We start from the raw sequence: 4,181 nt of genomic DNA, 5'->3' as shown, positions 1-4,181 counted from the left end.
GACGTGGGCGCCAAGAGCGAAATCTACAAGCTGCTCAATGCGCTGGCGGCGCAAGGCCGCGCGATCGTGATGATCTCTTCGGAACTGCCCGAGGTGCTTCGCCTGAGCCACCGCATCGTGGTGATGTGTGAGGGCCGCATCACCGGCGAGCTGTCGGCCAGAGAGGCCACCCAGGAAAAAATCATGCAGTTGGCCACCCAGCGCGAAGCGCCGGCGGCCGTTTCCAGCCTGGTTGCCGTTGGCGCCTTCTAAAACAACAACGGAACCTTCCTCCATGACCGTCTCCAAGTTGCTGCAGGGTTTTAAAACTGCGGCCTTCAGCAGCAATACCCGTCAAAAGCTTCTGGCGTTTGCCAGCTTGCTGGGTTTGCTGATTTTCTTCAGTGTGGCCTCACCCAGCTTCATGCAAACCGACAACATGGTGGGCATTTTGCAGGCCACCGCGGTGAACGGCGTGCTGGCCATTGCCTGCACCTTCGTCATCATCACCTCGGGCATAGATCTTTCGGTGGGCACCCTGATGACGTTCTGCGCCGTCATGGCCGGGGTGGTGTTGACCTACTGGGGCCTGCCCTTCYACCTGGGCGTGCTGGCGGCGATCTTCTTCGGCGCGCTCTCAGGCTTCATCTCGGGCATGCTGATTGCCAAGCTGAAGATTCCGCCCTTCATTGCCACGCTGGGCATGATGCTCATGCTCAAGGGCCTGTCGCTGGTCATCACCCATTCCAAGCCGATCTATTTCAACGACACGCCTGAGTTCTCGCTCATTTCCCAGGAATCGCTGATCGGCTACTTCCTGCCCGAACTCCCCATCCCCAACGCGGTGCTGATCCTCTTTGTGGTGGCGGTGCTGTCCAGCCTGGTGCTGAACAAGACGGTGCTGGGCACCTACACCTTCGCGCTGGGCAGCAACGAAGAGGCAGTGCGCCTGTCGGGCGTGAACGTGGACCGCTGGAAGATCATTGTCTACACGCTGAGCGGCGCGATCTGCGGCATAGCCGGCCTGCTCATCGCCTCGCGCCTGAACTCCGCACAGCCCTCACTGGGCCAGGGCTACGAGCTGGACGCGATTGCCGCCGTCGTGATCGGCGGCACCTCGCTCAGCGGCGGGGTCGGCACGATCCTGGGCACCATCATCGGCGCTTTCATCATGAGCGTGCTGACCAACGGGCTGCGCATCATGTCGGTGGCCCAGGAGTGGCAGACCGTGGTGACCGGCCTGATCATCATCGCGGCGGTATATGCCGACATCTTGCGAAAGCGCAGGTAGATGCAAGCAAACGCCGTCTCAGCCGCCGGGCCGCCTGCGTGCGGTCCTTAGCAAGGAGAACCCCAAATCCCCAGCCCATGCAGACGTTTGATTTTGATATTCATCGCAGCAAACCATAACGATCAGGAGACGACATGATTTTGAAACGAACACTTTTAAGCCTCGCGCTGGGCCTTGGCCTGGCTTCCACCTTGAGTACGGCGCTGGCCGCCGACGAGATCTACATCCCGATGATCTCCAAGGGCTTTCAGCACCAGTTCTGGCAGGCCGTCAAGGCAGGGGCCGAGCAGGCCGGCAAGGACTACAAGGTCAAGGTGACCTTCGAAGGCCCCGAGAGCGAGAGCATGGTGGACAAGCAGATCGACATGTTCGCGGCGGCGCTGGCCAAAAAACCGTCGGCCATCGGCTTTGCCGCGCTGGACAGCAAGGCGTCGATCCCGCTGCTGAAAAAAGCCCAGGCCGCCAAGATCCCGGTCATCGCCTTTGACTCGGGCGTGGACAGCGACATTCCGGTGACCACAACCACCACCAACAACGTGGCCGCCGCCGCCCTGGCCGCCGACAAGATGGCCGAGCTGATCGGTAAAAGCGGCGATGTCGCCCTGGTCGTGCACGACCAGACCAGCCGCACCGGTATCGACCGCACCGACGGATTTGTCAACCGCATCAAGTCGACTTATCCCAACATCAAGATCGTCAGCGTGCAGTACGGCGGCGGCGACCAGCTCAAATCGACCGAGATCACCAAGTCCATCCTGCAAGCCAATCCCAACCTGAAGGGCATTTTCGGCGCCAACGAAGGCTCGGCCATCGGTGCGTTGAACGGCGCCAGGGAGATGAAGCGCAAGCTGGTGATCATCGGCTACGACTCCGGCAAGCAGCAAAAAGCCGCCATCCTGGACGGCTCCATGGCCGGCGCCATCACCCAGAACCCGGTCGGCATCGGCTACAAGACCGTCGAGGCGGCGGTCAAGTCCCTCAAGGGCGAGAAGCTGCCCAAGGTCATAGACACCGGCTTCTATTACTACGACAAGACCACCATCAACGATCCCAAGATCGCGGCGGTCCTGTATGACTGATGGGTGCGGCGGCCTCAAGGCTGCCACGCGCTGAAGCGCTTCTTCACCAGGCAAACGGCAATCCTTCATGAGCACTATCCAATCCATGCGTGTCATCGACGTGCGCTTTCCCACGTCGCGGCATCTTGACGGCTCGGATGCGATGAATCCGGACCCGGATTATTCGGCTGCCTATGTGGTGCTGGAAACCGGCCAGCCGGGGCTCGAAGGCCATGGCCTGACGTTCACCATAGGCCGCGGCAATGAAATCTGCTGCGCCGCCATCGAAGCCATGCGCCACCTGGTGGTCGGCCTGGACATGGACTGGGTGACCGCGGACATGGGCCGTTTCTGGCGTTACATCACCTCGGACAGCCAGCTGCGGTGGATAGGCCCGGACAAGGGCGCCATCCACCTGGCGACGGCCGCCGTGGTCAACGCCGTGTGGGACCTGTGGGCCAAGCAGGAGGGCCTGCCGGTGTGGAAGCTGGTGGCCCGCATGAGCCCGGAAGAAATCGTCAGGCTGATCGACTTTCGCTACATCACCGACTGCATCACGCCGGCCGAAGCACTGGCGCTGCTGACGCGCCAGGCCGCCGGCAAGGACGCGCGCCTGGAGACGCTGGAGCGGGAAGGCTACGCCTGCTACACCACTTCCGCCGGCTGGCTGGGCTATGACGACGAAAAGCTCAGGCGCCTGGCCCAGGAGGCGGTGGATGCCGGCTTTTCGCACATCAAGCTCAAGGTGGGCCGCGACCTGCAGGACGACATCCGGCGGGTGCGTGTCGCCCGCGAGGTGCTCGGCCCCGACCGCACCCTGATGATCGATGCCAACCAGGTGTGGGATGTGAACGAGGCGATTGAATGGCTGGGCCACCTGGGTTTTGCGAAACCCTGGTTCATCGAGGAGCCGACCAGCCCCGACGACATCGAGGGGCATCGCCGCATCCGCGAGGCGGTCAAGGGCGACATGCAGGTCGCCACCGGCGAGATGTGCCAGAACCGCGTCATGTTCAAGCAGCTCATCATGCAGGGCGCCATTGACGTGGTGCAGATCGACGCCTGCCGGCTCGGCGGGGTCAATGAAGTGCTGGCCGTGATGTTGATGGCCGCCAAGTACGGGCTCAAGGTGTGCCCGCATGCCGGCGGGGTCGGCCTGTGCGAATACGTGCAGCACCTGTCGATGATCGACTACCTCTGCATCGCCGGCACCAAGGAAGGCCGGGTCATCGAATACGTGGACCACCTGCACGAGCACTTTGTGGATCCCTGCGTGATTCGCAATGCCGCCTACATGCCGCCGCAGCGGCCGGGTTATTCGATCGAGATGAAGCGCGAGTCGCTGGCGCAGTACGCCTTCAGGGCTTGACGGCCCGCCGCCCCTTCATTGCCTGCCCCACCCATGACCAACAGACGAGACCGGAGCCCCACGATGGACTTATCGACCGACCGCGAAATTGCCGACACGGCAGTGTTCCTGCCGCCGGGCGCCATGAACAGACATCCACACCGCCGAAACGCCATGCGGCGCTGCCAGCCACCGGGCCTGAAGAGCACGGTGAAAGCGGGCCGCCATGTTTTCCCCGCCCGAACCGGGTTCGCTCTGGGCAGCCATGCCGGCGAATGGGCATATCCGGACTTCTTCAACTGACTCAATCCAACCACAGAAAAGAGAGACAAATCATGAAAAGTGCTATCCGTAGTATGTACCTGGGCGTTGCCTGCGCGGCCGTGCTGGCTCCGCAAATGGCCTCTGCCCAGTCCACCGTCACCTTGTACGGACGGGTCGTGTCAGGCCTGGCCTATATCGACCATGTGTTTGACCCGGTGGCCAATGCCAGCTTCTCCAAAAC

General features: G+C 62.2%; 4 protein-coding genes and 1 pseudogene. All 5 read left to right on the top strand.

The window, feature by feature from the left end; all coding sequences use genetic code 11:
* Window positions 1–252 (top strand): annotated as a pseudogene (locus tag AC1D0P_RS22740) (D-xylose ABC transporter ATP-binding protein); the annotation flags it as partial.
* A 22-nt stretch (window positions 253–274) separates the two neighbouring features.
* Entirely contained in the window at window positions 275–1,270 is a 996-nt protein-coding gene (locus AC1D0P_RS22735; protein WP_477678820.1) for an ABC transporter permease, read from the top strand.
* Between the two features lie 137 nt (window positions 1,271–1,407).
* Complete coding sequence (locus tag AC1D0P_RS22730; RefSeq protein ID WP_477678821.1) at window positions 1,408–2,349, top strand: substrate-binding domain-containing protein; 942 nt, start codon at window positions 1,408–1,410, stop codon at window positions 2,347–2,349.
* 67 nt (window positions 2,350–2,416) lie between these two features.
* Entirely contained in the window at window positions 2,417–3,697 is a 1,281-nt protein-coding gene (locus tag AC1D0P_RS22725) for an L-fuconate dehydratase (protein ID WP_477678819.1), read from the top strand.
* Between the two features lie 63 nt (window positions 3,698–3,760).
* The gene (locus tag AC1D0P_RS22720) at window positions 3,761–3,979 is read left to right on the top strand and encodes a hypothetical protein (protein WP_477678818.1); all 219 of its coding nucleotides are present in this window, start codon (window positions 3,761–3,763) and stop codon (window positions 3,977–3,979) included.
* Window positions 3,980–4,181: the final 202 nt, after the last annotated feature.

The sequence above is a fragment of the Polaromonas sp. P1_G2 genome (assembly GCF_056405515.1).
This window is presented reverse-complemented; position numbering and strand designations above follow the sequence as displayed.